Annotated in this window: 20 protein-coding genes; 12 read left to right on the top strand and 8 right to left on the bottom strand. The window is 67.5% G+C overall.

Annotated elements, in window-relative coordinates:
• The first annotated feature begins 63 nt into the window (after positions 1 to 63).
• From argC to yddG, 3 genes are read left to right on the top strand one after another with little or no spacing between them, the layout of a single operon-like run.
• Positions 64 to 996: an N-acetyl-gamma-glutamyl-phosphate reductase gene (argC, locus tag PO605_RS25145; protein ID WP_047474578.1), complete on the top strand. Its 933-nt coding sequence runs from the start codon at positions 64 to 66 to the stop codon at positions 994 to 996.
• A complete protein-coding gene (locus PO605_RS25140) occupies positions 993 to 2,876 on the top strand; it encodes a hypothetical protein (RefSeq protein ID WP_016449397.1) in 1,884 nt (627 codons plus the stop codon). Before argC ends, PO605_RS25140 begins: the two co-directional genes overlap by 4 nt.
• Positions 2,877 to 2,898: 22 nt before the next feature.
• Positions 2,899 to 3,819, top strand: coding sequence for an aromatic amino acid DMT transporter YddG (gene yddG, locus PO605_RS25135; protein ID WP_047474580.1), 921 nt, complete (start codon positions 2,899 to 2,901; stop codon positions 3,817 to 3,819).
• On the opposite strand, the gene recX is transcribed toward yddG, so the two are convergent.
• Together recX and recA are read right to left on the bottom strand one after the other, a co-directional pair.
• Positions 3,816 to 4,295 carry a recombination regulator RecX gene (gene recX, locus PO605_RS25130; protein WP_047474582.1) on the bottom strand — a complete coding sequence of 160 codons (480 nt, stop codon included), beginning with the start codon at positions 4,293 to 4,295 and terminating at the stop codon, positions 3,816 to 3,818. The two genes, yddG and recX, sit on opposite strands and share 4 nt — an antisense overlap.
• A 202-nt stretch (positions 4,296 to 4,497) precedes the next feature.
• Entirely contained in the window at positions 4,498 to 5,601 is a 1,104-nt protein-coding gene (gene recA / locus PO605_RS25125; protein WP_016449400.1) for a recombinase RecA, read from the bottom strand.
• Positions 5,602 to 5,748: 147 nt separating this feature from the next.
• On the opposite strand from recA, the gene PO605_RS25120 reads away from it, so the two are divergent.
• From PO605_RS25120 to PO605_RS25110, 3 genes are all read left to right on the top strand, one after another.
• Positions 5,749 to 6,249 (top strand): MarR family winged helix-turn-helix transcriptional regulator, encoded by a 501-nt coding sequence (locus PO605_RS25120; protein WP_016449401.1) that lies wholly within the window; start codon positions 5,749 to 5,751, stop codon positions 6,247 to 6,249.
• A 100-nt stretch (positions 6,250 to 6,349) separates the two neighbouring features.
• Positions 6,350 to 7,024 (top strand): response regulator, encoded by a 675-nt coding sequence (locus PO605_RS25115; RefSeq protein WP_012202808.1) that lies wholly within the window; start codon positions 6,350 to 6,352, stop codon positions 7,022 to 7,024.
• Positions 7,025 to 7,119: 95 nt separating this feature from the next.
• Positions 7,120 to 8,616 carry a sensor histidine kinase gene (locus tag PO605_RS25110; RefSeq protein ID WP_047326381.1) on the top strand — a complete coding sequence of 499 codons (1,497 nt, stop codon included), beginning with the start codon at positions 7,120 to 7,122 and terminating at the stop codon, positions 8,614 to 8,616.
• Here PO605_RS25110 and PO605_RS25105 read toward each other — a convergent pair.
• On the bottom strand, positions 8,600 to 9,583 hold the full coding sequence (locus tag PO605_RS25105; protein WP_047474584.1) for a LysR substrate-binding domain-containing protein: 984 nt from the start codon (positions 9,581 to 9,583) through the stop codon (positions 8,600 to 8,602). The genes PO605_RS25110 and PO605_RS25105 overlap by 17 nt on opposite strands.
• A 109-nt stretch (positions 9,584 to 9,692) precedes the next feature.
• Between PO605_RS25105 and PO605_RS25100 the strand changes: the two genes are divergently transcribed.
• Both PO605_RS25100 and PO605_RS25095 read left to right on the top strand, forming a co-directional pair.
• Positions 9,693 to 10,661, top strand: coding sequence for a Bug family tripartite tricarboxylate transporter substrate binding protein (locus PO605_RS25100; protein WP_026062916.1), 969 nt, complete (start codon positions 9,693 to 9,695; stop codon positions 10,659 to 10,661).
• Positions 10,662 to 10,836: 175 nt separating this feature from the next.
• The gene (locus PO605_RS25095) at positions 10,837 to 11,769 is read left to right on the top strand and encodes an N-formylglutamate amidohydrolase (protein WP_047218928.1); all 933 of its coding nucleotides are present in this window, start codon (positions 10,837 to 10,839) and stop codon (positions 11,767 to 11,769) included.
• A 74-nt stretch (positions 11,770 to 11,843) separates the two neighbouring features.
• On the opposite strand, the gene PO605_RS25090 is transcribed toward PO605_RS25095, so the two are convergent.
• The 3 genes from PO605_RS25090 to PO605_RS25080 are packed head-to-tail and all read right to left on the bottom strand — an operon-like array spanning position 11,844 to position 14,087.
• Positions 11,844 to 12,575 carry a hypothetical protein gene (locus tag PO605_RS25090; RefSeq protein WP_047218929.1) on the bottom strand — a complete coding sequence of 244 codons (732 nt, stop codon included), beginning with the start codon at positions 12,573 to 12,575 and terminating at the stop codon, positions 11,844 to 11,846.
• Positions 12,576 to 12,609: 34 nt separating this feature from the next.
• Positions 12,610 to 13,440 (bottom strand): biotin--[acetyl-CoA-carboxylase] ligase, encoded by an 831-nt coding sequence (locus tag PO605_RS25085; protein ID WP_016449407.1) that lies wholly within the window; start codon positions 13,438 to 13,440, stop codon positions 12,610 to 12,612.
• Complete coding sequence (locus PO605_RS25080) at positions 13,437 to 14,087, bottom strand: SET domain-containing protein (RefSeq protein ID WP_016449408.1); 651 nt, start codon at positions 14,085 to 14,087, stop codon at positions 13,437 to 13,439. The genes PO605_RS25085 and PO605_RS25080 overlap by 4 nt, the downstream gene beginning before the upstream one ends.
• Before the next feature lie 128 nt (positions 14,088 to 14,215).
• Here PO605_RS25080 and PO605_RS25075 point away from each other — a divergent pair, with 128 nt between their 5' ends.
• Both PO605_RS25075 and PO605_RS25070 read left to right on the top strand, forming a co-directional pair.
• Positions 14,216 to 17,131: a DNA topoisomerase III gene (locus PO605_RS25075; RefSeq protein WP_034368856.1), complete on the top strand. Its 2,916-nt coding sequence runs from the start codon at positions 14,216 to 14,218 to the stop codon at positions 17,129 to 17,131.
• Between the two features lie 218 nt (positions 17,132 to 17,349).
• Positions 17,350 to 18,129: a tyrosine-protein phosphatase gene (locus tag PO605_RS25070; RefSeq protein ID WP_016454230.1), complete on the top strand. Its 780-nt coding sequence runs from the start codon at positions 17,350 to 17,352 to the stop codon at positions 18,127 to 18,129.
• Between the two features lie 479 nt (positions 18,130 to 18,608).
• On the opposite strand, the gene PO605_RS25065 is transcribed toward PO605_RS25070, so the two are convergent.
• Positions 18,609 to 21,134, bottom strand: a complete 2,526-nt coding sequence (locus PO605_RS25065; protein WP_272207047.1) for a penicillin-binding protein 1A — start codon at positions 21,132 to 21,134, stop codon at positions 18,609 to 18,611.
• Positions 21,135 to 21,297: 163 nt separating this feature from the next.
• On the bottom strand, positions 21,298 to 21,867 hold the full coding sequence (locus tag PO605_RS25060; RefSeq protein WP_017405563.1) for a ferritin-like domain-containing protein: 570 nt from the start codon (positions 21,865 to 21,867) through the stop codon (positions 21,298 to 21,300).
• Positions 21,868 to 22,099: 232 nt separating this feature from the next.
• On the opposite strand from PO605_RS25060, the gene PO605_RS25055 reads away from it, so the two are divergent.
• Positions 22,100 to 22,606, top strand: coding sequence for a glutathione peroxidase (locus tag PO605_RS25055; protein ID WP_013804566.1), 507 nt, complete (start codon positions 22,100 to 22,102; stop codon positions 22,604 to 22,606).
• Positions 22,607 to 22,715: 109 nt separating this feature from the next.
• A complete protein-coding gene (locus PO605_RS25050; protein WP_016452086.1) occupies positions 22,716 to 23,780 on the top strand; it encodes an asparaginase in 1,065 nt (354 codons plus the stop codon).
• Positions 23,781 to 23,849 lie beyond the last annotated feature (69 nt).

The raw sequence follows: 23,849 nt of genomic DNA, 5'->3' as shown, positions 1-23,849 counted from the left end.
CTGGAACGCGGCAATGGTGCCGCAGCGGCTCCAGGAGGGCCGCGCAGCAGGAGAAATACAGCGATGGCAAAAGTCTTTATCGATGGCGAAGCAGGCACGACAGGGCTGCAGATCCGTGAGCGTCTGGTCGATCTGTCCGGCGTGGAGCTGGTCAGCATTGCGCCCGAGCTGCGAAAGGATCCTGCTGCCAAGCGTGCGCTGATCGCCGGCGTGGACCTGGTCATCCTGTGCCTGCATGACGACGCTGCGCGCGAAACCGTGGCCATGGTCGACGCCATCGAGGCCGAGACCGGCCGCGCCATCAAGATCATCGATGCCTCCACCGCCCACCGCGTGGCGCCGGGCTGGGTCTACGGCTTTCCCGAGCTGCGCAAGGGCCAGCTGGAAGCCGTCAAGGCTGCCACGCGCGTGGCCAACCCCGGCTGCTATGCCACGGGCGCCATCGCACTGCTGCACCCGCTGGTGGCGGCAGGCCTCATTCCAGCCGACTACCCGCTGAGCCTGCCCTCGGTGTCCGGCTACTCGGGCGGCGGCCGCAGCATGATCGAAGCCTACGAGGCCGGCACGGCCGCGCCTTACGAGGCCTATGCGCTGGGCCTGTCGCACAAGCACATTCCCGAAATCCTGCACTACACGGGCATGACGCGCCGCCCGGTCTTCATTCCTGCCGTGGGCAATTTCCGCCAGGGCATGCTGGTGCAACTGCCCCTGCATCTGGACCTGCTGCCGGGCGCGCCCAAGGCCGCCGATCTGCACGATGCGCTGGCCGCCCACTACGCGGCGACCAACACGCCCGAGCAATGGGTGTCGGTGCTGCCGCCCACCGAAGACATGAAGCTGGCTGCCGATACGCTGACCGACACGAACAAGCTGGAGCTGCGTGTGTTCGCCAATGAGCAGTACCGCCAGGCCGTGCTGATCGCCCGTCTGGACAACCTGGGCAAGGGCGCCAGCGGCGCCGCCGTGCAGAACCTGCAGATCATGCTGGGCCTGTGAGGCCCCCCGCGCCCCCGTCCTTGCCGGGCCGGCGCGGTCCGGTCTGGGGCCATGTACTGGCCCTGGCCGTGCTGTGTCTGCTGATCGTTGTGTTCGCCTGGAAGCTGCGGCCGGCATTGCCTTCCTCATCGCGCCTGCTGCTGAGTCCGCTGCTGGGCAATATGGAAGCCTGCCTGGTGCAGGACGGGCTGCGCGAGGATTTTCCCAAGGAATTCCAGCAGGTGCCTGCCAGTTGCCTGGGCCCTCAGGGCTCGGCCGCGGAAATGGTGAAAGCCACGCTGCAGCGCTTGGGCCGGCCGCAGGGCGAGGGGCTGGAGCTGGGCTATACGCTCAGCGTGCCTCTGCTGCGCTATGTGCAGTGGAACGGCCGGGCCTGGGAAGTCCGGGGCGAGGCGCTGGACCGCGTGGTGCGCACGGTGGCGCAGGCGCAGCGGCCCGTGGTGCTCTACCTGTTCGCCACGCATTTCGAGGTGCACTCCCAGGCCGAGGAGCGCCTGGCCGCCGATCCCGCCAATCTGGCCTGGACGCCCAAGGGACCGCTGCCGCTGGACACCTATCTGGGCGCGCGCATCTTCCCGTGGTCGGTTGCGCGGCAGGACAATGAAATCACGCGCGTGCGCAAGCTGGTGGTTGATGCCCTGGCCGAGCGCATGTGCGCTGCGGGCGATGCCGCCATGCATCCGCTGCGTGCGCTCACCGTGCTGGGCGAGACGCACCAGCTGTTCCCGGGTTTCGAGGCCGGCATGGGGTTCGCGGCCGAAGGCTATGCGGTCACCGACTACAGCCCTGCATCCGTGGCGGGCTTCCATGCATTCCTGCGCCAGCGCTATGGCGACATTGCGCGGCTCAATGCCCATCTGAAGTCGGAGTTCGCCAGCTTCGATGCGGTGGAGCCTCCGTCGCGCAACATCCGCAGCGAGCCGCTGCAGAACTTCTTCCAGCACATCGACAGCTATGCGGCTGGCACGGTCCCGGTGTCCGGCTGGGTCCACTCGCCCGACGCGAAGCTGCAAAAGCAACTGGCCGTGGCCGTCTTCGTGGACGGGCGCCCCTACTCGCACGCCCCCGTGCACATGCACCGCCAGGATGTGGCCCAGGCCAAGCCTGATTTCCTCACGCCCGATGTGGGCTGGCGTGCCGACATCCGCTATCCGGCGCTGGGCGAGGGCCTGCACCGCATCGACGTGGTGCTGCAGGCCGGCGGGCGCAGCCTGGGCCTGCTGGCCACGCGCCAGATCGCCGTGATGGACCGCCACCAGGGCGAGCCCAGGCCCCATGCCGCCGAGGCCTTGCCTGACTTCGGCAAGCTGCCCGATGGTGTGGAGTTCTGGGTGGACAGCCCGCAGGACCGGCTGGCGCTGTTCTACAACCCGCTGGTGACGGACTGGAACGATTTTCGCGAGCAGCAGGTGGCCGACTATATCCAGGGCTTTTCCGAGCACATCGGGCACGGCTGCCTGGGCCGGGTGCCTCGCTTTGCCCACCAGCTCAACCCCCATGCGAATCCGAGCTGGGACGCCAGCCGCTACGCCGTGGAGCGCAGCCTGCAACGCATGCCGGGGCTGTCCCTGGGTGTCAGCCTGTATGGCGAAGACACCTATGGGCCGCTGGTCGGCCAGATGCTGCGCCGCTATGGCCACACGGCCTATGGCGTGACGGAGTTCCATCCGCTGGTGGCACTGTCGCCGCAGCGGCTGGAGAAAGTGCTGACCATGCACCGCCGCCAGGGCGCGCGCTTCCTGTCCTTCTTCATGGAGGCGCGTCCCGAGGACGCGACCGGCACGCAGTCCAGCAACGAGTTCTCCTTCGATGCGGACAACCGCGCGCACGGCTCGGACGCGCTTTACCGCTCGCTGCGCCAGGTGCTGCAGCCGCACTGACCTGCCGCGCGCAGCCTTTCCCATGTCTTCAGCGCACAGCAGTTCCCCTGCAGCCGCAGGCCGGGCCACCGCCATCGGCCTGCTGGCCGTGGTGTGCTGGAGCTGCACCGTGGGCCTGATGCGCTCGGTGGCCGAGCCGCTGGGCGCCGTGGGCGGTGCTGCCATGCTCTATACGGTCAGCGCCTTGTGCGTGGCCGCCGTGCGCGGCCTGCCCAGGCCGTCGCAGTGGCGGGCCATGCATCCGGCCTACTTCTGGGGCTGCGGCCTGCTGTTTGCGGTCTATGAAATCTGTCTGTCGCTGGCGATCGGTCTGGCGCAGGACCGCGCCCAGGCACTGGAGCTGGGGCTGATCAATTACCTGTGGCCCAGCCTGACCATCGTCTTGGCGGTGCTGCTGCGCCAGCAGCATGCGCGCTGGTGGCTGTGGCCCGGCGTGCTGCTGTGCCTGTGGGGTCTGACGCGCGTGCTGGGCGGCGAGTCCCTGCAGATGCATGACATGGCAGACCACATGCTGGCCAATCCGCTGGCCTATGGACTCGCCTTTGGCGCGGCCCTGCTGTGGCCCTGCTATTCGCTGGCTGCTCGGCGCTGGGGTGGGGGGCACAATGCCGTGGGGTTGTTCCTGATCTGGACTGCGCTGGCGCTGTGGATCAAGTGGCTGTGGCTGGGTGGCGAAGGCGGCATGCACTGGTCAGGCACCGTGGTGCTGCAGCTGCTGGGCGTGGGCGGGCTCACGGCCATGGGCTACAGCTGCTGGGAGCACGGCATACAGCACGGGCATCTGGCCGTGATGGCGGCGGCCTCGTACTTCACGCCCGTGTTCTCTGCCTTGCTGGCCAGTGCCTGGCTGCAGGTGCAGCCGGGCTGGGGCTTCTGGCAGGGCGTGGCGCTGGTGACCGTGGGGTCGCTGGTGTGCTGGGGCGCAACCCGGCGCGTGGATTAGTTGCCTTCGTCTGCAGCTCCGTCATCCCAGTCTTCGCTGCGCCCGCGCAGCACCTTGCTCGCTATTTCTCCGCCAAAGCCGCGCGCGGCCAGAAAGCGCATCTGCTTGAGGCGTTCCTGCGGGGTGGCCGGCGGTGAGCCGAAGCGCTGGCGCCATACGGCATGGGCGCGCTGCAGTTCGGTGGCGCGCAATTGTTCTGCGGCGGCGCGCACCAGGCCATCGTCCAGCCCCTTGCTGCGCAGCTCCTGCACCACGCGCGATGTGCCAAAGCGCGCGGCCTTGCGATGCAGCACGGACTCGGCCACGCGCTCGGCGCTGATGAAGCCGCGCTGCTCCAGCGCGTCGAGCATGGCGCCCAGGTCCTCGCCTTCCTCCACATGGGGGGCGAGCTTGCGTTCCAGCTCCAGCCGTGAATGTTCGCGCTGGCCCAGCAGCTTGAGCGCCCGGCCCTTGAGCGACAGCTTGGCGAATCCCATGCGGCAATGTCTCCTGAATCATCCCGAATAAAAAAGGCCCCCACGCTCCCCTTGCTGCGCAAGGTCCGCTGCCTCCCAAGGGGGCCGCTTTTTTGCCTTGGGGCGTCCCGGCGATAAAAAAGGCGCAGACGTGAGCCTGCGCCAAGATGGCAAACACAGTGTGTGCAGGCGCGGCGGCGCCTGCTGTGAGGGGTCTGGGCGCTCAGGCTTCGATCACGCCGTCCTTGTCGGCCTTGGCCTTGGCGCCCTTGGCGGCCTTGGCTTCGGGGGCATCGCCGCCGGCCGTGGGCAGCAGGGCAATGCCCAGGCTGTCGCGCACCTTGTTCTCGATCTCCACGGCCAGGCCGCTGTTCTCGCGCAGGAATTCGCGGGCGTTGTCGCGACCCTGGCCGATCTTTTCGCCGTTGTAGGCGTACCAGGCCCCCGACTTGTCGAGGATCTTGGCGTTGACGCCCATGTCCAGGATTTCACCTTCGCGCGAGATGCCTTCGCCGAAGAGGATGTCGAACTCGGCGGTCTTGAACGGGGGCGAGACCTTGTTCTTGACGACCTTGACCTTGGTTTCGTTGCCGATGGCTTCGTCGCCCTTCTTGATGGTGCCGGTGCGGCGGATGTCCAGGCGGACCGAGGCGTAGAACTTCAGCGCATTGCCGCCCGTGGTGGTTTCGGGGCTGCCGAACATCACGCCGATCTTCATGCGGATCTGGTTGATGAAGATGACCATGCAATTGGTCTTCTTGATGGTGGAGGTCAGCTTGCGCAGCGCCTGGCTCATCAGGCGGGCCTGCAGGCCGGGCAGCTGGTCGCCCATCTCGCCTTCGATTTCGGCGCGCGGTGTCAGTGCGGCCACCGAGTCCACGACGATCATGTCCACGGCGCCCGAGCGCACCAGGCTGTCCACGATTTCCAGGGCCTGCTCGCCGGTGTCGGGCTGGCTGATCAGCACTTCGTTGAGGTTCACGCCCAGCTTCTGGGCATAGCTGGTGTCCAGCGCGTGTTCTGCGTCGATGAAGGCGCAGGTGCCACCCTGCTTTTGCATTTCGGCGATGACCTGCAGCGTCAGCGTGGTCTTGCCCGAGGATTCAGGGCCGTAGATCTCGATCACGCGGCCACGGGGCAGGCCGCCCACACCCAGGGCGATGTCCAGGCCCAGCGAGCCGGTGGAGACGACCTGGATGTCCTGGATGGCTTCGCCTTCACCCAGGCGCATGATCGTGCCCTTGCCGAACTGCTTTTCGATCTGGGCGAGTGCGGCCTGCAGGGCCTTGGCTTTTTCACTGTTGGCGGTGGTGACGGCGGTGTTCATGCGGACTCCTGGGTTGGGTATGGATTCAGCTCTGTATTTGCATTCAGGCTGGATGCTTGAACAGTAGTTTATGGGCTTGCTGTCTTGATTTGTTGGTGTTTTTAGTCAGTTTTCCTGACTTGTTGGATTTGCCTCCACAATGCATCCATGAGTGAGCTTTCCCCCGTCACGCCGCCCGCCGACGCCTGGCGCCAGACCCACCTGGGCCGGTTGCTGGGCCATGCCATGCGGCGGTTCGACGCGCGTGTGCTGCAGCTCATGGCGCGCGATGTGGAGGTGCCGCTGGCACTGTCCAACCTCGCTGCGCGCGACAAGGTGGGGGCGGCCCATATCCACATCACGCGGCATCTGTCGCTGGCTGGCGACCGGCTGACGGACCTGGCAGAGCGCGCAGGCATGACCAAGCAGTCCATGGGCGACCTGGTGGCCCAGTGCGAGGCCTGGGGCCTGGTCACGCGCGAGAGCGACGAGCGCGATGCGCGCGCGCGCCGCATCCGCTTCACGCCAGCGGGCCTGGCCTGGCTGCAGGCTTTCCATGACGCCGTCTCCCAGGCCGAGGCCGAATTCCGCGAGGAAGTCGGCGACGACATCGCCACCGTGGTGGCGCTGGGGCTGGAGGCCTACGCGGGCGGCGGCTCACTCGGGTAAGGTCCCTGCCCGCACTGCGGGGCGCATCCTAGAATCCTGGGAATTAAAGGCGCGCATTTCCAACTCCCAGAGCGCGCCTGCATTACAGGAGACATCCCCCATGCGCATTCTGATTGCCGAAGACGACCAGGTCCTGGCCGATGGCCTGCTGCGCAGCCTGCGCGGCTCGGGCGCCGTGGTCAGCCATGTGGCCAATGGCAGCGAGGCCGACACCGCGCTGATGACCAGCAGCGAATTCGATTTGCTGATCCTGGACCTGGGCCTGCCCAAGATGCACGGTCTCGAAGTGCTCAAGAAGCTGCGCGGCCGCGGCGATGCGCTGCCGGTGCTCATCCTCACGGCGGCCGACAGCGTGGAAGAGCGCGTGCAGGGGCTGGACTACGGTGCCGACGACTACATGGCCAAGCCGTTTGCGCTGTCCGAGCTGGAGGCGCGCGTGCGCGCCCTCACGCGGCGCGGTATGGGCGGCGCCAGCAGCACCATCAAGCACGGCCCGCTGGTCTACGACCAGGCCGGCCGCGTGGCCACCATCGACGGCAAGATGGTCGAGCTGTCGGCGCGCGAGCTGGGCCTGCTGGAAGTGCTGCTGCAGCGGGCCGGCCGGCTGGTCAGCAAGGACCAGTTGGTCGAGCGCCTGTGCGAGTGGGGCGACGAAGTCAGCAACAACGCCATCGAGGTCTACATCCACCGGCTGCGCAAGAAGATAGAGCGCGGCCCCATCCGCATCGCCACCGTGCGCGGCCTGGGCTACTGCCTTGAGAAGATCGCGTCCTGAGGCCGCAGCCGTGGCTGTCAGGCCCGGGTTGGCTTGCCTGCGCATAGTGGTGGTTGCCGCGGGGCCGTGAACCCGTCGTAAGGGGCTGCCCGCCGATGAAAATCTTCCAGCGTGAACAGCGCTCCCTGTTCGGCGAGATCCTTGACTGGATGCTCACGCCGCTGCTGCTGCTGTGGCCCGTGAGCCTGGCGCTGACCTGGCTGGTGGCCCAGGGCCTGGCCAACAAACCCTTCGACCGCGCGCTGGAATACAACGCCCAGGCGCTGGCCCAGCTGGTGATGGTGCAGCACGGCAAGGTGCTGTTCAACCTGCCGCAGTCGGCCAGCGAGATCCTGCGTGCCGACGAGTCGGACACCGTGTATTTCCAGGTGCTGGGCGTGAAGGGCGAATACCTGGCCGGCGAGCGCGACCTGCCGCCGCCGCCCGAGCCCGACGAGGCTCTGACTGGCGCGGCGCCTCCAGGCTTGCCGTCCGGCGGCACCGTGCAGCTGCGCGATGCGGAATTTCGCGGCATCGATCTGCGCGTGGCCCATGTCTGGGTGCGCATGCCCCTGCCGGGCGAACCGCAGGCCCTGGTTCAGGTGGCCGAGACGCGCGAAAAGCGCAGCGTGCTGGCCACGGAAATCATCAAGGGCGTGATGCTGCCGCAGTTCGTCATCCTGCCGCTGGCCGCGCTGCTGGTGTGGCTGGCGCTGGCGCGCGGCATCAAGCCGCTGCACCGGCTGGAGGAGCGCATCCGCGCGCGCCGGCCCGAGGACCTTTCGCCCATCAACCACAAGGACGTGCCGCTGGAAGTCGTGCCGCTGGTGGATTCGGTCAATGACCTGCTGGGCCGCCTGGGCGACTCGCTGGCCACGCAAAAGCGCTTCCTGGCCGACGCGGCCCACCAGCTCAAGACGCCGCTGGCCGGGCTGCGCATGCAGGCCGAACTGGCCCAGCGCGAAGGCGTGAGTACGGGCGAGCTGCGTCAGTCCCTGGCCCAGATCGCGCGCTCCAGCATCCGTGCCACGCACACCGTCAACCAGTTGCTGGCGCTGGCGCGTGCCGAGAGCGCGGGCCTGGGGCGGGGCCTGGCCATGCAGCCGTGCAACCTGGTGCGCATCGTCACCGACGTGGTGCGCGACTGCCTGCCGCGCGCCATGGACAAGCATGTGGACCTGGGCTATGACGGCGCCGAGTCCTCGGCCGCCGGCGTCTGGCTGCAGGGCAATGCCACGCTGCTGACCGAGCTGGTGCGCAACCTCGTGGACAACGCCATCAACTACACGCCTTCCACCAGCAGCCGGCCGGGCATGGTCACCGTGCGTGTGCTGGCCGATCCTTTTGGTCAGGTCCTGCTGCTGCAGGTGGAGGATTCGGGGCCGGGCGTGCCCGAGGCCGAGCGCGAGCTGGTGTTCCAGCCGTTCTACCGCGTGCTGGGCTCGGAGGCCGATGGCTCGGGCCTGGGCCTGCCCATCGTGCTGGAGATTGCGCGCCAGCATGGCGGCCAGGTGGTGCTGGAAGATGCGCATCCGGGCCAGCAGCCGCCGGGTGCGCGCTTCAGCGTGCGCTTCACGGCACTGCGCTCGCCGCCGCCTAAGCCTGCGGCGTAGGCGGCACCGGTTCCCCATCTGCCGGCGATTCATCGGGGGCCACAGGCGCCACCGCCACCCGTCCGGGCGTCTGCGCTGCATGGTCCACCAACCAGTTGCGGAAGATGCCCAGTGTGCCGTGGTTGGCGCGGTCGGCCGGATAGCACAGCCAGTAGCCCAGGGCACTCTGGTAGCCGTGCTGGGGCAGGGGCTCGTTCACCAGGCCGGCGGCAATCTCGTCCTGCACCAGGCAGCGCGGCACCAGGGCGATGCCCATGCCCGCCATGACGGCGCGGATGATGGTCTGGAACTGGTCGAACTGCGGGCCTGCCAGCGGGCTGATGCCGTGGATGCCGTGGGCCTCGCTCCAGCGCGCCCAGGCGTCGGGAATCGTCACATGGCGCAGCCGCGTGCAGCGCGCCACGTCCTGGGGCGTGGTGATGCGGGCCTCGGGGCCGGAGCCGCGCGGCGGCGCGATCAACGCGACCTGGCGGCCCACCAGATAGTGGGCGTGCGCGCCGCTCCAGTGCCCGTCACCGAACAAAATCGCGCAGTCCAGCCCCGGACTGTCAAATTGGTAGCTGTGTACGTAGGGTACAAAGTGCAGGGTGATCTGTGGATAGCGCTGCTGGAACTGGGGCAGCCTGGGGATCAGCCACTTGGCAGCGAAAGTCGGCAGCGATGACAGGTGCAGCGCGCCTCGGCTGTCATCGCTGGTGATGAGTTCGAGAGTGGCTGCCTCCAGTTGGCCCAGCAGGGCGCGCACTGCGCGCTCATAACGCTCGCCCGCGGGTGTCAGGCTCAGCCGCTTGCGCTCGCGTTCGAACAGCGACACGCCCACCCACTTCTCCAGTTCCTGGATCTGCTTGCTGACTGCGCTTTGCGTCAGGTGCAAGGCTTCGGCCGCGCGCGAGACACCTCCGAAGCGCACCACGGTGGAGAAGGCGCGCAGCAGATGTATGGGCGGGTTGAGGCGGCGCAAACTCATGACAGGGATATGATGAAACTATTCCTGTTCGGAATATTAACAGGCACAGTATTTGCTTTTTTTGTGAGCAGATTTCTTTTAATCTGACCTTGTTTGTAAGAAAGATCCTATGCAACGACGCCATTTCCTTGCTTCCATCGCCGCTTCTTCTGTCGTTCCTGGAATGTCCTTCGCCCAGGAAACCACCCGTCCCCTGCGCATCGTCGTTCCGTTCCCTGCTGGCGGTTCCACCGACATGGTCCCGCGCAACATGCAGGACGTGCTGCCCAAGCTGCTGGGTGGCCAGGCCGTGGTGATCGAGAACAAGGCCGGCGCTGGCGGCTCCATCGGCATGGCCGAAGTGGCGCGTGCCACCGACGGCGTGACCTTCGGCATTGCCACGCTGTCCACCCATGGCGTGAACCCCGCCGTGTTCAAGAAGCTGCCCTATGACGCCATCAACGACTTCGTCGGCGTGACCGAGATCGTCAAGGCACCCGGCGTGATCGTGATCAACCCCAAGCTGGTGCCTGCCAACAACTTTGCCGAGTTCGTGAAGTACCTGAAGGCCAACCCCGGCAAGGTCAGCTTCGCCACGCCCGGCAACGGCACCATCGGCCACATGTGGGGCGCCCAGTTCATGAAGAGCACGGGCACCGAGATGCAGCACATTCCCTACCGTGGTGCAGGCCCGGCCATCAACGACGTGCTCGGCGGCCAGGTGCCCGTGTATTTCGACCAGGTCGCGTCCTCGCTGCCCCACATCAAGGGCGGCAAGGTCAAGGCCCTGGCCGTGTCCTGGCATGAGCGCCTGGACGTGCTGCCCGATGTGCAGACCTACGCCGAAGCCGGCCACGCCGACCTGAACGATCCTTCCTGGTTCGGCCTCGTGGCCCCCAAGAGCACGCCGCCCGAGCAGATCGCCCGCGTGCAAAAGGCCATCGCGGCCGCGCTCAAGGACCCGGCCGTGCAAAAGCGCATGGCTGCCCAGGGCCTGTACATCTCCGGCACCAGCAGCGATGCTTTCACCAAGCAGATCGCCAGCGAAGTGGCCAAGATGAAGAAGATTGCCGCCACGGCCCAGATCCAGCTGGATTAAAGGCTCCCCCTGAGGCGCTTTGCGCCTTCCCCCTCTCTCGCTTCGCGGGAGGGGGACGACGCCCTCGCTGCGGGGCGGCCCTTGCTCGGCGTCCCTGGCCTGGGACGCGCCAGTTTCATGGCGGGCTGGCCGCAGCGCAGCGGTGCAATGCGTAACCGAGATAGACCACTTCCTCATGCATCCCGTCCTGCGACTGATCAGTCAGAACTTCCTGCAATCCCTGCCCGGCGCGGCAGGCTCCGGCGCGGCCGATGCCGCGCAGCCCATGGTGACCAGCGTGGCCGGCACCAGCGCCGTGGTGCTGGACTCGCCGCACAGCGGCACGGTCTACCCGCAGGACTTCGGCTCCTGCCTGCCGCTGGCCACGCTGCGCCAGGCCGAGGACACGCATGTGGAGAAGATCTATGCCTTTGCGCCAGGCATGGGCGTGGGCTGGGTGGAGGCGCATTTCCCGCGCATCTACCTGGATGCCAACCGCGACACCACCGAGATCGACACCACCATGATCGAAGGCGACTGGCCGCTGCCCGTCACCACCGACCAGGTCGTGCTGCAGAAGGTGCGCCTGGGCAAGGGCCTGATCTGGAAGTTCACCGACGAGGGCGTGCCCATCTACGACCGCCAGTTGCCGGCCTCCGAGCTGCTGCAGCGCATCGAGCGCTGCTGGAAGCCCTACCACGCCGCCGTGGAGCGCGCCATTGACGCCGCCCATGCACGCCATGGCTACAGCATCCACATCAACTGCCATTCCATGCCTTCCGTCGCCGCCAGCCATGCCACGCTGCACCCGGGCCTGGTGCATGCCGACTTCGTCATCGGCGACCGCGACGGCAGCACGGCCAGCCCCGCGCTGTCCGAGCGCATCTGCGCCTTCCTGCGCGAGCGCGGCTACAGCGTGGACTACAACCATCCCTACAAGGGCGTGGAGCTGGTGCGCCGCTACGGCAAGCCTGCCGAGCACCGCCACAGCATCCAGATCGAGATCAACCGCAAGCTCTACATGAACGAGCAGACCCTGGAACTGGACCAGGCCGGCTACCTGCGCCTGACCACCGATCTGAAGGTATTGGTCGAGCAGCTCATGGCCACCGACCCGCGCGCGCTCTGACCCGCGGCGGCTGAAATGAAAAAGGCCCGCGATCCTGTGATCGCGGGCCTTTTCGCATGGCGTGCCCAACGGGTTCAGCAGGGTTTGAACGGCTTGCCCTCGAAGGCCTTGCCGCCCATGGCCTCGACCTGGCTGCGCAGTGCGGCCGTGGCCTGGGGCAGGCGCAGGGTGTAGAGCGTGATGTCGGGGCGCTCCTGCACCACGCGGGCCGTGCGCACGCCCTGGCGCGCGAAGTTGGTCAGCTCGCGCGTGGCCGCTTCCTCGGTGGAAAAGCGGCCCAGCGACAGGCCCGGCTCCAGCGCACCGCCCGCACGGTCGAAATCGATCTTGCGGGCGCGCAGTTCGGCGCGCTTGCGTTCCAGGAATTCGGCGTCGGGGAACTTGCCCATGTAGACCATCCAGCGGCCCGGCTGGTGCGTGCTGCTCAGGTCCCATTGGTCGCTGGCGACCTGGGCGATGAGGCCGCGGCGCAGCGCCTCGGCATGGCGGTCTTCGATGCCCGTGGCCACCAGGCAGCTGGTGGGCTGGCCTGCAGCCTGGGCGGGCCTGGGTGCAGGGGCGGGCTCCTCGCCGCCTGCCGGGGTGGGGGCCGGCGCTGGCGTGGACGGGGCGGCGGCCGGCGAGGGCGTGGTGGATGCGTTGTCCACGCTCAGCAGGCTCAGCGCCTCGGGGCGCACCTGCTGGGCCAGGCGCTCGGGCTCGGTCGTGGACGGGGGGGCCAGGCCCAGGGCCTGGAGCTGGCCGTGGCTCCAGAGGTAGTAGCCGGCATTGGCCAGCACCAGCAGCAGAAAGGCAATTCGCAGCATGTCGTTTCTCGGCGGGCCTAGTGCATCAATCGCTCTAGCCTACAGCAGCCGGCCGCACGCTGATTTCCGAGCTGGTGATGGCCTGCAGGCCGCGCGCCGTGCGCACCAGCAGCGCGCCATCGCGGCCCACGCCTTCGGCCATGCCGCTTTCGCCGTCGCTGAGATTGACGGCGCGCCCGCGCAGCAGGTCGCGCTGGGCAAAGCGGTCCACCAGCGGCGCAAAGCCCTGGGCGGCAAAGGCCTGGATGTCGGACACCAGTCCCGGCAGCACGCAGGCCAGGGCGGTGGGCGCGTCCAGGCGCTCGTCCAGCTCCAGCAGGCTGGCCGGCGGCGTGCGCATGCCGTCGCCGGGGCGGGGGCGCACATTCAGGCCGATGCCCACGACCACGTAGCGCGGCGTGCCGGGCTCATGCGCGGCGCTGCCGACAAAGCTGGCGGTCTCGATCAGGATGCCGCCGAGCTTGCGGTCGCCGTCGATCCACAGGTCGTTGGGCCATTTGAGGCCGATGCGCGGGCGCTGCGAGCCCGGGGCGGGCAATTGCGGCTGCAGGCTTTGCGCCACGCTCAGGCCCACGGCCAGCGACAGGCCGGACCAGTCGGCAGGCGCCAGCGGCATGCCCAGCGAGAAGGTCAGCGAATCGCCCACGCCGCTGGTCCACTGGCGGCCCAGCCGGCCCCGGCCGGCGGTCTGCACTTCGGTCACCAGCAGCACGGGTTCGTTGCGGCCATCGCGGGCGCGTGCCATCAGTTCGGTGTTGGTCGAACCGATGCTGGGCACGATCTCCACGGAAAAGCCCGGCAGTTGCGGCTCGATGGCCTGCCACAGCGACTCCGCAGGCCAGTGGATGGGGGACGAAGCCATCATGCGCCCGCCTTTGTCGAGGATGTGCCGGATTTCTTCTTCGGCTCTTGGGTGGGTTTGCCCAAAGGCTTTGGCGCTTGGGCCTGCTGTTTTTGGGGCCGCTTTGCCTTTTCAGACTTTTCCGATTTCGGCTTTGCGCCGGCCGGCAACGCATCGCCGGGCATGGGCGGACGCCAGCCGCGCTTGGGCGCCAGCAGCGTGCCGCGGCAGGTGGCCGCACCGCACCAGCAGGGATACTCGGCCTTCAGCTTCCTGGTGTAGGGTTCGTCGATGATCAGGCCGTAGTCGTAGCTCAGCTCCTCGCCGGCGGCGATGTTGCGCAGTGCGACGATGAAGATGCGGCCATCGCGCTCGTCGGTGTAGCAGTTGGGCGCGCAGCTGTGGTTGATCCAGCGCGAGGAATTGCCGCCGTAGTTGGCATCGATCACGCGGTCTTCGTCGATGTGGAAGTAGAAGGTATGGTTGGGCTGGCTGGGGTCGTGCGGGTGCCTGTCCTGGGCTTCCTGCCAGCTGACGATTTCCCCTACGTACTCGACAAGGACCTCGCCTTCGGCAAGATCCTGCACGGCGAAGACGCCCTTGCCATGGACACCCGAGCGGCGGGTCTGGATACGGCGGCCGCCGGAAGGGGCCAAAGCTGTGCGGGGCATGTTTTCTCTGATAACTTGAATAGGCACACATGCGCGTGCGCGTACACGTACGTACACGCGTGAGCCATGGATTGTAGAAGCGCAGGCATGCGACATGCAGCTCCTGCGGGGAATGACGAGTACACACAATGACAAAGACCCTGGTGATTGCTGAGAAGCCTTCGGTCGCGCAGGACATCGTCCGCGCGTTGACTCCGGTGGCGGGCAAATTCGACAAGCACGATGAATACTTCGAGAGCGAGCACTACGTCGTGACCAGCGCCGTGGGCCACCTGGTGGAAATCCAGGCGCCCGAGGAATTCGACGTCAAGCGCGGCAAATGGAGTTTTGCCAACCTGCCGGTGATTCCGCCGTATTTCGACCTCAAGCCCGTGGACAAGACCAAGAGCCGGCTCAATGCCGTGGTCAAGCTGGCCAAGCGCAAGGACGTCACCGAACTCATCAACGCCTGCGACGCGGGCCGCGAGGGTGAGCTGATCTTCCGCCTGATCGAGCAGTACGCTGCAGGTGCCAAGCCGGACGGCAAGGGCCTGGGAAAGCCGGTCAAGCGCCTGTGGCTGCAGTCCATGACGCCGCAGGCCATCCGCGACGGCTTCCAGAACCTGCGCAGCGACAGCCAGATGCAGGGCCTTGCCAGCGCGGCGCGCAGCCGCTCCGAGGCCGACTGGCTGGTGGGCATCAACGGCACGCGCGCCATGACGGCCTTCAATTCGCGCGACGGCGGCTTCTTCCTGACCACCGTGGGCCGCGTGCAGACGCCCACGCTGTCCCTGGTGGTGGAGCGCGAGGAAAAGATCCGCAAGTTCGTCAGCCGCGACTACTGGGAAGTGCATGCCGCCTTCGACGCGCAGGCCGGCCAGTACCTGGGCAAGTGGTTCGATCCCCAATGGAAGAAGAGCGAGGATGCGGAAGCCCGCGCCGACCGCATCTGGAACCAGCGCGACGCCCAGGCCATCGCCGACGCCGTGCGCGGCAAGCCGGCCCAGGTCACCGAGGAGTCCAAGCCCACGTCCCAGGCCAGCCCGCTGCTGTTCGACCTGACCAGCCTGCAGCGCGAGGCCAACGGCAAGTTCGGCTTTTCGGCCAAGACCACGCTGGCGCTGGCGCAAAGCCTGTACGAGCGCCACAAGGCCCTGACCTACCCGCGTACCGACTCGCGTGCCCTGCCCGAGGACTACGTGCCCGTGGCGCACCAGACCTTCGCCATGCTGGCCGGCAGCGGCATGCGCCACCTGGCGCCCTTTGCCCAGCAGGCGCTGGACGAGAACTACGTGCGCCCGACCAAGCGCATCTTCGACAACAGCAAGGTCTCGGATCACTTTGCCATCATCCCGACCACGCAGGCGCCCAGCGGCCTGTCCGAGGCCGAGCAAAAGCTCTATGACCTCGTCGTGCGCCGCTTCATGGCCGTGTTCTTCCCGAGTGCCGAGCACCAGGTGACCACGCGCATCAGCAAGGTCGAGCAGCACAGCTTCAAGACCGAAGGCAAGATCCTGGTCAAGCCCGGTTGGCTGGCCATCTACGGCAAGGAGGCCGCCAACGAGGTCGAAGGCGGCAAGGACGGCGACAAGGGCCAGCCCCTGGTCGCGGTGCAGCCCGGCGAGCAGCCGCGCGCCGGCCAGGTCGATCCCAAGGGCCTCAAGACCAAGCCGCCCGCGCGCTACTCCGAAGCCACGCTGCTGGGCGCCATGGAAAGCGCGGGCAAGCAGGTGGAGGACGACGAGCTGCGCGAGGCCATGCAGGAAAAGGGCCTGGGCACGCCTGCCACGCGCGCGGCCATCATCGAAGGCCTGCTGACCGAAAAGTACATGCTGCGCGAAGGCCGCGAGCTGATTCCCACGGCCAAGGCCTTCCAGCTCATGACGCTGCTGCGCGGCCTGGGCGTGGAAGAGCTCTCGCGCGCCGACCTCACCGGTGAATGGGAATACAAGCTGGCCCAGATGGAAAAGGGCCAGCTCTCGCGCGATGCCTTCATGCAGCAGATCCAGTCCATGACGGAAAAGCTGGTCAAGAAGGCCAAGGAATACGACCGAGACACCGTGCCCGGCGACTACGCCACCCTGTCCACGCCTTGCCCCAACTGCGGCGGCGTGGTCAAGGAGAACTACCGCCGCTACGGCTGCACGGGCAGCGACGGCCAGGGCGCGGGCTGCGGCTTCTCGTTCACCAAGTCGCCTGCAGGCCGCACCTTCGAGACGGCCGAGGCCGAGCAACTGCTGCGCGACCGCCGCCTGGGCCCTCTGGACGGCTTTCGCTCCAAGGCCGGCTGGCCCTTCGTGGCCGAGGTCACCATCGTGCACGATGAGGAAGGCGGCAACTACAAGCTCGAGTTCGACTTCGGCGACGACGCCGCTTCCGAAGACACGGGCGAGCTGGTGGACTTCGCCAGCCAGCAATCGCTGGGCCCCTGCCCCAAGTGCGGCGCGCCCGTCTTCGAGCACGGCAGCAACTACGTCTGCGCCAAGGCCGTGCCCACGCTGGCCCAGGCCACGCCCAGCTGCGACTTCAAGAGCGGGCAGATCATCCTGCAGCAGCCCATAGAGCGCGAGCAGATGCAAAAGCTGCTGCAGACCGGCAAGACCGACCTGCTGGACAAGTTCGTCTCCAACCGCACGCGCCGCAGCTTCAAGGCCTTCCTGGTGTGGGATGGCGCGGCCGGCAAGGTGAACTTCGAGTTCGAGCAGCGCGACAGCAAATACCCGCCGCGCAAGACGGCGGCCGCCAAGAGCGCGCCGGCCAAGAAGGCACCTGCCAAGAAGGCCGCGGCCAAGACCACGGCAAAGACGGCCACCAAGACTGCGCGCAAGCCGGCTGCCGGCACGCTGCAGCCCAGCGCGGCCCTGGCCGCCGTCATCGGCGAAGGCACGGTGGCGCGTACCGAGGTGGTCAAGAAGCTGTGGGAATACGTCAAGGCCCAGAACCTGCAGGACCCCAAGGACAAGCGCGTCATCCGCGCCGATGACAAGCTGCGGCCCGTCTTCGGCAAGGACAGCGTGAACATGTTCGAGCTGGCCGGCATCGTGGGGAAACATCTCACCCCCTGAGGCGCTTACGCGCCTTCCCCCTCTCTACTCGCTCCGCGAGGGAGGGGGACGACACCCTCGGTGCGGGGCGGCGCGGCCGGCTTAGGCCCTTCCTCGGTGTCCCTGGCTTTGGGGCGCGCCAGTTTTGAGGGCAGTGTTTGAGCTCTACACCAGCGGGTCGCCGGCCTGACATGGGGGCAACACATGCTTGGGCTAATCTAGCGGGCATGGATACCGAAATGCTCACCCCGGCAGCGGCTGCCGCCGCTGCTTCCTCCCCGGCGCCCTCGCGCTCCATCCGCCTGGACGGCGCCTCCAACTTCCGAGACCTCGGTGGCTACGCGGGCCTGGATGGCCGGCGCGTGCGCTGGCGCACGCTGTTCCGTGCCGACCACCTGGCCGGCCTCAGCGCAGCGGACCTGGACGTGCTGCAGGGCCTGAAGCTCGCGCGCAGCGCGGACTTCCGGGGCAAGATGGAAAGCGCCCACCTGGCCTACGAATGGCCGGGCATTGCCCGCCATGCGCTCATCGTCGAGCCCACCGTGGTGCAGCGCGCCAGCGCCCTGATCGCCGCAGGCAACGACCTCACGGCCGCCCATGCCGAGGAGCTGATGCAGGACACCTACCGCAGCTTCGTGCACGCCTACGCACCGCGCTTTGCACAGTTGTTCCAGCTGCTGCTGGAAAGCCAGGATCCGCTGGTCTTCCACTGCACGGCCGGCAAGGACCGCACGGGCTGGGCTGCCGCCTTGCTGCTCACCGCGCTGGGCGTGGACGAGGACACCGTGATGCAGGACTACCTGCTGACCAACCAGCTCTACCAGCGGCCCGCCACCACCTTCGCCCCCATGCCGGCCGAAGTGATGGATGTGCTGTGGCGCGTGCAGGCCTCCTACCTTGCGGCCGCCACCGACATGGTGCGGGCCGACTTCGGGGGGATGGAAGGGTATCTGCGGGATGCGCTGGGCATCGACAGTGCGGCACGCGAGCGGCTGGCTGCGCTTTACCTCGAAGGGTGATTACCTTCGCTCACGGGGCGGCAGGGTGGCGCGGCTAACATGGGCTGTGCCGGTCGGTTGCGCCGGAGTTCAAGGAGATTGCGATGAAATACGGCATGCGTGGGCTGGCCGCGATGGTGCTGGTGGCCCTGAGTGTGGGGCTGGCTGGTTGCGCGGGCGGGGTGCCTGGGGATGTGGCGGGGAGCCAGGCGTCCAGTGGCAGTGGGGTGACGGTGTTTGGGACTGTGGATGCCAATGTGAGTCATACGCGGACTTCGCGGTGACTCTTTGTGCTTTGGTTCTTTCGCTGGATTTGTCCCTGCCGGGTGGTTGTTTTTCGAGGCCGGGTTTCGGCCCGGCGGCCGACCGACTTTCTTGCCGCGCGGCAAGAAAGTAGGCAAAGAAGCGCGCCCCGCACTGCCCACGACCCTTCGCTTCGCTACGGGCGACCTGCGTGGGCAGAAGGGGGGAGGCTGGGTAACAGCCAACAGCCAGCCGGGTCAGGGCTGGATCGGCGTGATCACCACGCCGGTGCCTGCGGGGGCGTCTTCGCCGCCGGGCAGGGCGGGTGTGGCGGGGGTGGCTTCCTGCACTGCGCGCTGGTCCGTGGGGCCCAGCGTGCCCTGGGTGAGGGGGATGCTGGGGGCGGGCAGGGCGGGGGTGCTTTCTATGATTTCCTCGCCGGGCGACAGGCCCGGGCCGGGTGGCTCCGTGGGCTCGGGTGCGGGTTCAGGTGTCGGCGCCGGCTCCGGGGTGGCGGGTTGGCCGGGCTGTGCGGGCGGCTGCTGGTCAGGCCACCAGTCCTGCATGCGTTCCCGCAGGCGGCCGACCATGTCGGACCACCAGTGGCTTTGTTCGGGCGGCTCGAAGCGGGCCTTGGCGTCGATGACGGGGCTGCGCAGGGCGCGGGACATGAAGTCTCCCACCATGGGCAGGGCGCTGCGCGAGCCCTGGCCCCAGCGGTCGCTGCGCAGGGTGATGCGCGGGTCGTTGAAGCCGGCCCAGGCGCCGGTGACGATTTCCGGGTGCATAAGGATGAACCAGCCATCGGCATTGCCCTGGGTGGTGCCGGTCTTGCCGGCCACGTCGGCGTGGATGCCGTAGCGCTGGCGCACGGCCACGGCCGTGCCTTTGTCCACCACGGCGCGCAGCATGTCCACCAGGGCGTAGGCGTGGTCTTCGTCCAGCGCGCGCTCGGGCTTGGGCGGGCTGAATTCGGCAATGACTTTGCCCTCGGCGTCCTCGATGCGCGTGACCATCATGGGCGGCAGCCAGCGGCCACCGTGGGCCAGGCTGGCATAGGCGTTGACCATCTCCAGCAGTGACACCGGGCTGCTGCCCAGGGCCAGGGCGGGCACTTCGTCCAGCGGGCTCTGGCGCACACCCAGGGCGCGCGCCAGGCGCGCCACGCGGGCGGGGCCCACGGACTGCATGACTTCGGCGGTGATGGTGTTCTTGGAGTAGGCCAGGGCGTCGCGCAGCGTCATCTCGCGGCCCGTGGGTGGCGTGGCGTCGGTGGGGCGCCAGACTTCGCCGCCGGGCAGCTTGATTTCCACGGGGCCGTCCACGCGCTTGTCGTCGGGGGTGGCGCCCTGCTGCAGCGCGGCGCCATAGACAAAGGGCTTGAAGGTGGATCCGGGCTGTCGCCGTGCCTGCTGCACATGGTCGTAGGCGTCCTGCGTGAAGTCGCGGCTGCCCACCCAGGCCAGCACTTCGGAGGTGGCCGGGTTCAGCGCCACAAAGCCTGCCTGCACGCGCGTCTTGTCCTCGCGCAGCTGCTTCATGAAGGCCTTGTCGGCCAGCAGGGCCTTGAGGGTGTCTTCCTCGCTGTCCTTGTCCGTTGCCTTGTCCTTGCCTTGGCCGTCCGCGCGTTTGCGCGCGGCACGCCAGGCGGGGGTCTCTCGCACGAGTTGCTGCACCAGCGGGTTGGAGGCGTTCCAGCCGTCGCGCTGGCTCCAGGCGCCATTGGCCACGCCCTGCAGCGTGCGCGTCTGGCGCGCCACGGCCTGGTTGGCCCAGTTCTGCAGGCGCGAGTCGATGGTGGTGTGCACCACCAGGCCATCGGTGTAGATGTTGTAGTCGTTGCGGTCGGCCCAGTCGATCAGCCACTTGCGCAGATGCTGCGCGAAGTGCGGCGCCATGCCCAGGGGCTCTTCCTGGCGCTCGAAGTTGATGCGCATGGGGCGCTTCTTGAGCTGGGCGAACTCGGCCTCCTGCAGCACGCCGCGCTTGACCATTTGCGACAGCACCGTGTTGCGGCGGTACAGCGCGCGGTCGGGGTTGAGCACGGGGTTGTAGTAGCTCGTGCCCTTGAGCATGCCCACCAGCGTGGCGCTTTCCAGCACCGTCAGCCGCGCGGCCGGCTTGTCGAAATAGGTGCGCGCCGCCATCTCTATGCCGAAGGCGTTGTAGAGGAAGGGCACGGTGTTCAGATAGGTCTCGAGGATCTCGTCCTTGGTGTAGAGCGCCTCGATCTTGAAGGCCGTGATCGCCTCCTTGAGCTTGCGGTTGAGCGTGGGCGCGCGGCCGATCTCGGTCGGGTACAGGTTGCGTGCGAGCTGCTGGGTGAGGGTGGAGCCGCCCTGCGGATCGCCGCGCAGCGTGTGCACCACCGAGCCCAGCGTGCGGCGCCAATCCATGCCGTGGTGCTCGTAGAAGCGGTGGTCCTCGGTGGCGATCAGCGCCTTGATCACCGAGGGCGACATCTCGTCGAGCTTCACCCATTGCCGGTTGCTGCGCTTGAACTGCGCGAGCTGCTTGCCATCCGCGCTCATGATCTGGGCGGGCTGCTCCAGCTTGGCCTTGCGTATGTCGCGGATGCCGGGCGTGAACGGGATCAGGGCCAGCACATACAGCGCGAACAGCAGCGGCAGCGCAGCGGCGAACAGCAGCCATTCGCGCCGGGTGGGCCAGCGGTGCCACCAGGGCAGGGCCGCCACGCGCTGGCCGATGCGGCTGGCCAGCAGCCTTTGCCAGGCTGCGAGCACAGCGTTGGGCAGCTTCAAGTCATTGAAAGAAAAGCGCATATTGCAAGACGGCCCTGATGACAGGACATCAGGGCCGATAGGGCGGGACCATTCCGCGAAGGCTAGAGAATGCCCAAAAAAGCGGCACCCCGCTCGCGCGGGGTGCCTTGCCTATGGGCCAAGCCCCGGTATTGTCGGGCTGGCGTGTACTGGCGGGAAGTGCTTATTTCTCCAGCCAGTCGGACAGCTCGTCCGCGTGTTCCTGCTCCTGCTCCAGGATGGATTCGATCAGCCGGCGCGTGGTCGGGTCCTTGTCGCCGATCAGGTCGATCATCTGGCTGTAGGCCTCGATGGCCACGCGCTCGGCGATGAGGTTGGTGCGGATCATGGCCTTCAGGTCCGTCTCGCCGTTGTAGTCGGCGTGGCTGCGCTGGGTCAGCGTCTGGGGATTGAAGTCGGGCTCGCCGCCCAGCTGCACGATGCGCTGGGCCAGCTTGTCGGCGTGGGCCATTTCCTCGTTGGCATGGACCAGGAACTCGTCGGCAATGGCGGGCGAAGCCAGGCCCACGGCCGTGAAGTGGTGGCGCTTGTAGCGCATCACGCACACCAGTTCGGTGGCCAGCGAGTCATTGAGCAGCTTGATGATGTCCTCGCGCCAGGGCCCGAAATGCGGGGTCACGGCGCCATCGTCCAGGCTGCGCTTGGCAGCCTCCAGGGCCTTGGGGTCCAGCGCCAGGTGGCCGTTGCCGGGGTTGGATTTGGCTTGCTTCGTGGGGGTGCTGTTGGCGTTCATACAGGTGGCCTCTTCATCGTGGGACGGAAACTACGGCAGGCATGCGCCTATGCGGCTTGTAAACACCTGCCAGCGAAACGGGACCAGGCGGGCCGCTGTGCCCGCCTGTTGCCTTCCAAGGTAAGTTTTTGGCCGCCTGCTGTCTGTGAGACAAGTCCGCATCCCCATGCCCGGCCAGCGCGCCCCCGGGTGTCCCGGCGCTACCATGGATGCTCCACTTCAGGAGCACCGCATGAATGACACCGCCGCCGCGCCCCGCTCGGCCTACGACTTCGAGGCCACCTCCATCACGGGCCAGGCCGTCCCCCTGTCGGACTACCGCGGCAAGGTGCTGCTCATCGTCAACACCGCCAGCGCCTGCGGCTTCACGCCGCAGTACGCAGGACTGCAGGCGCTGCATGAGCAGTACGGCGAGCGCGGCCTGGTGGTGCTGGGCTTTCCGTGCAATCAGTTCGGTTCCCAGGAAAAGGGCAGCGAATCGGAAATCGCCAGTTTCTGCGACCTGAACTTTGGCGTGCGCTTCCCGCTCATGGGCAAGATCGACGTCAACGGCGCCAACGCCCACCCGCTGTACCGCTGGCTCACGGCCGAGGCGCCGGGCGTGCTGGGCACCAAGGCCATCAAGTGGAACTTCACCAAATTCCTCGTCGGCCGCGACGGCCAGGTCATCCGCCGCTATGCGCCGCAGGATGCGCCGGCCAAGCTGTCCACGGACATCGAGGCCGCGCTGGCGCTTTGATGCGCTGACCGCGCCTGTCCATCAGGGTTTCACGCAGGGCCGGCAGCGCGGGCCGGCCGCACGCCATGGTTAGCATGCTCCTTGACATCACAACAAGGAGACAACACCCGTGAAAGCCTTCCGCCGCACCGCCCTCGCCCTGCTCACTGCCTGCACCCTGCCCATGATTGCTACCAGCGCCGCCGCCCAGGACAAGCCCGTGGTCCAGTTCATTGCCACGGGCGGCACCATTGCCATGAAGATCGACCCGGTCAAGAACGCGCCCGTGCCCGCGATCTCGGGCGACGACCTGCTGGCCACCGTGCCCGACGTGGGCAAGTACGCGCGCATCCAGGTCAACAACCTGTCCAACGTGCCCTCCGACTACATGGACCCGGCCCGCTGGGTGCAGCTTACCCAGGCCGTACAGGCCGCGCTGGCCCGCCCTGAGGTGGCTGGCGCCATCGTCTCGCACGGCACGGACACGCTGGAGGAAACCGCCTTCTGGCTGGACCTGACCGTGCAGTCGTCCAAGCCCGTCGTGCTCATCGGCGCGCAGCGCAATGCCTCGGTGTCCGACTTCGACGGCCCGCGCAACCTGCTCAACGCCGTGCGCATCGCCGTGGACCCCAAGGCGCGCGACAAGGGCGCCATGCTGGCCATGAACAACCAGATCAACGCCGCGCGCTACGTTACCAAGACACACACGGCCAACGTGGAGACCTTCCGCTCGGGTGAATTCGGCTTTCTGGGCGAGGTCTACCCGGACCGCGTCAGCTTCGCCTCCGCCCCCGCGCGCCGCCAGCACCTGCCCATCCAGGCGCAGACCATGCCCGAGGTGGAAATCTTCCCCATGTACGGCGGCGCCAACGGCCAGGCCGTGCGCCAGGCGGTGGACCGGGGCGTCAAGGGCATCGTCATCGACGCCCTGGGCATGGGCAACATGAACGTCGCCATGCTCGATGCCGCCAAGTACGCCATCGGCAAGAACGTGCCCGTGGTCGTCAGCACGCGCGTGCACAACGGCCGCGTCATGCCCAGCTACGGCTTCGAGGGCGGCGGCAAGACCTCGTTCGAGGCCGGCGCCGTCATGGCCGACGATCTGCGCGCGCCCAAGGCGCGGATCCTGCTGATGCTGGCGCTGCAGTCCGGCGTGACGGGGCAGAAGGACCTGCAGGCAGTATTCGATCGCTAGTTCGACCGACAGGCCGCCGCAACCCTGCCGCGCAGGCCCTGGTCTTGCGCGGCATTTCTGGCGGGGCAC

Source organism: Delftia sp. DT-2 (assembly GCF_028401915.1).
GTDB lineage: Bacteria > Pseudomonadota > Gammaproteobacteria > Burkholderiales > Burkholderiaceae_C > Comamonas > Comamonas tsuruhatensis.
Note: the sequence above shows the minus strand (reverse complement) of the source record. Positions and strands in the feature narration are given on the sequence as shown.

What these genes read in the sequence shown, in the direction of transcription:
- PO605_RS25080 (WP_016449408.1), bottom strand. Translation starts at nt 14,087, where the DNA reads ATGCCCCGCACAGCTTTGGCCCCTTCCGGCGGCCGCCGTATCCAGACC.
- PO605_RS25105 (WP_047474584.1), bottom strand. Translation starts at nt 9,583, where the DNA reads ATGAGTTTGCGCCGCCTCAACCCGCCCATACATCTGCTGCGCGCCTTC.
- PO605_RS25110 (WP_047326381.1), top strand. Translation starts at nt 7,120, where the DNA reads ATGAAAATCTTCCAGCGTGAACAGCGCTCCCTGTTCGGCGAGATCCTT.
- PO605_RS25100 (WP_026062916.1), top strand. Translation starts at nt 9,693, where the DNA reads ATGCAACGACGCCATTTCCTTGCTTCCATCGCCGCTTCTTCTGTCGTT.
- yddG (WP_047474580.1), top strand. Translation starts at nt 2,899, where the DNA reads ATGTCTTCAGCGCACAGCAGTTCCCCTGCAGCCGCAGGCCGGGCCACC.
- recX (WP_047474582.1), bottom strand. Translation starts at nt 4,295, where the DNA reads ATGGGATTCGCCAAGCTGTCGCTCAAGGGCCGGGCGCTCAAGCTGCTG.
- PO605_RS25090 (WP_047218929.1), bottom strand. Translation starts at nt 12,575, where the DNA reads ATGCTGCGAATTGCCTTTCTGCTGCTGGTGCTGGCCAATGCCGGCTAC.
- PO605_RS25065 (WP_272207047.1), bottom strand. Translation starts at nt 21,134, where the DNA reads ATGCGCTTTTCTTTCAATGACTTGAAGCTGCCCAACGCTGTGCTCGCA.
- PO605_RS25095 (WP_047218928.1), top strand. Translation starts at nt 10,837, where the DNA reads ATGCATCCCGTCCTGCGACTGATCAGTCAGAACTTCCTGCAATCCCTG.
- PO605_RS25120 (WP_016449401.1), top strand. Translation starts at nt 5,749, where the DNA reads ATGAGTGAGCTTTCCCCCGTCACGCCGCCCGCCGACGCCTGGCGCCAG.
- argC (WP_047474578.1), top strand. Translation starts at nt 64, where the DNA reads ATGGCAAAAGTCTTTATCGATGGCGAAGCAGGCACGACAGGGCTGCAG.
- PO605_RS25070 (WP_016454230.1), top strand. Translation starts at nt 17,350, where the DNA reads ATGCTCACCCCGGCAGCGGCTGCCGCCGCTGCTTCCTCCCCGGCGCCC.
- PO605_RS25060 (WP_017405563.1), bottom strand. Translation starts at nt 21,867, where the DNA reads ATGAACGCCAACAGCACCCCCACGAAGCAAGCCAAATCCAACCCCGGC.
- PO605_RS25115 (WP_012202808.1), top strand. Translation starts at nt 6,350, where the DNA reads ATGCGCATTCTGATTGCCGAAGACGACCAGGTCCTGGCCGATGGCCTG.
- recA (WP_016449400.1), bottom strand. Translation starts at nt 5,601, where the DNA reads ATGAACACCGCCGTCACCACCGCCAACAGTGAAAAAGCCAAGGCCCTG.
- PO605_RS25055 (WP_013804566.1), top strand. Translation starts at nt 22,100, where the DNA reads ATGAATGACACCGCCGCCGCGCCCCGCTCGGCCTACGACTTCGAGGCC.
- PO605_RS25085 (WP_016449407.1), bottom strand. Translation starts at nt 13,440, where the DNA reads ATGATGGCTTCGTCCCCCATCCACTGGCCTGCGGAGTCGCTGTGGCAG.
- PO605_RS25075 (WP_034368856.1), top strand. Translation starts at nt 14,216, where the DNA reads ATGACAAAGACCCTGGTGATTGCTGAGAAGCCTTCGGTCGCGCAGGAC.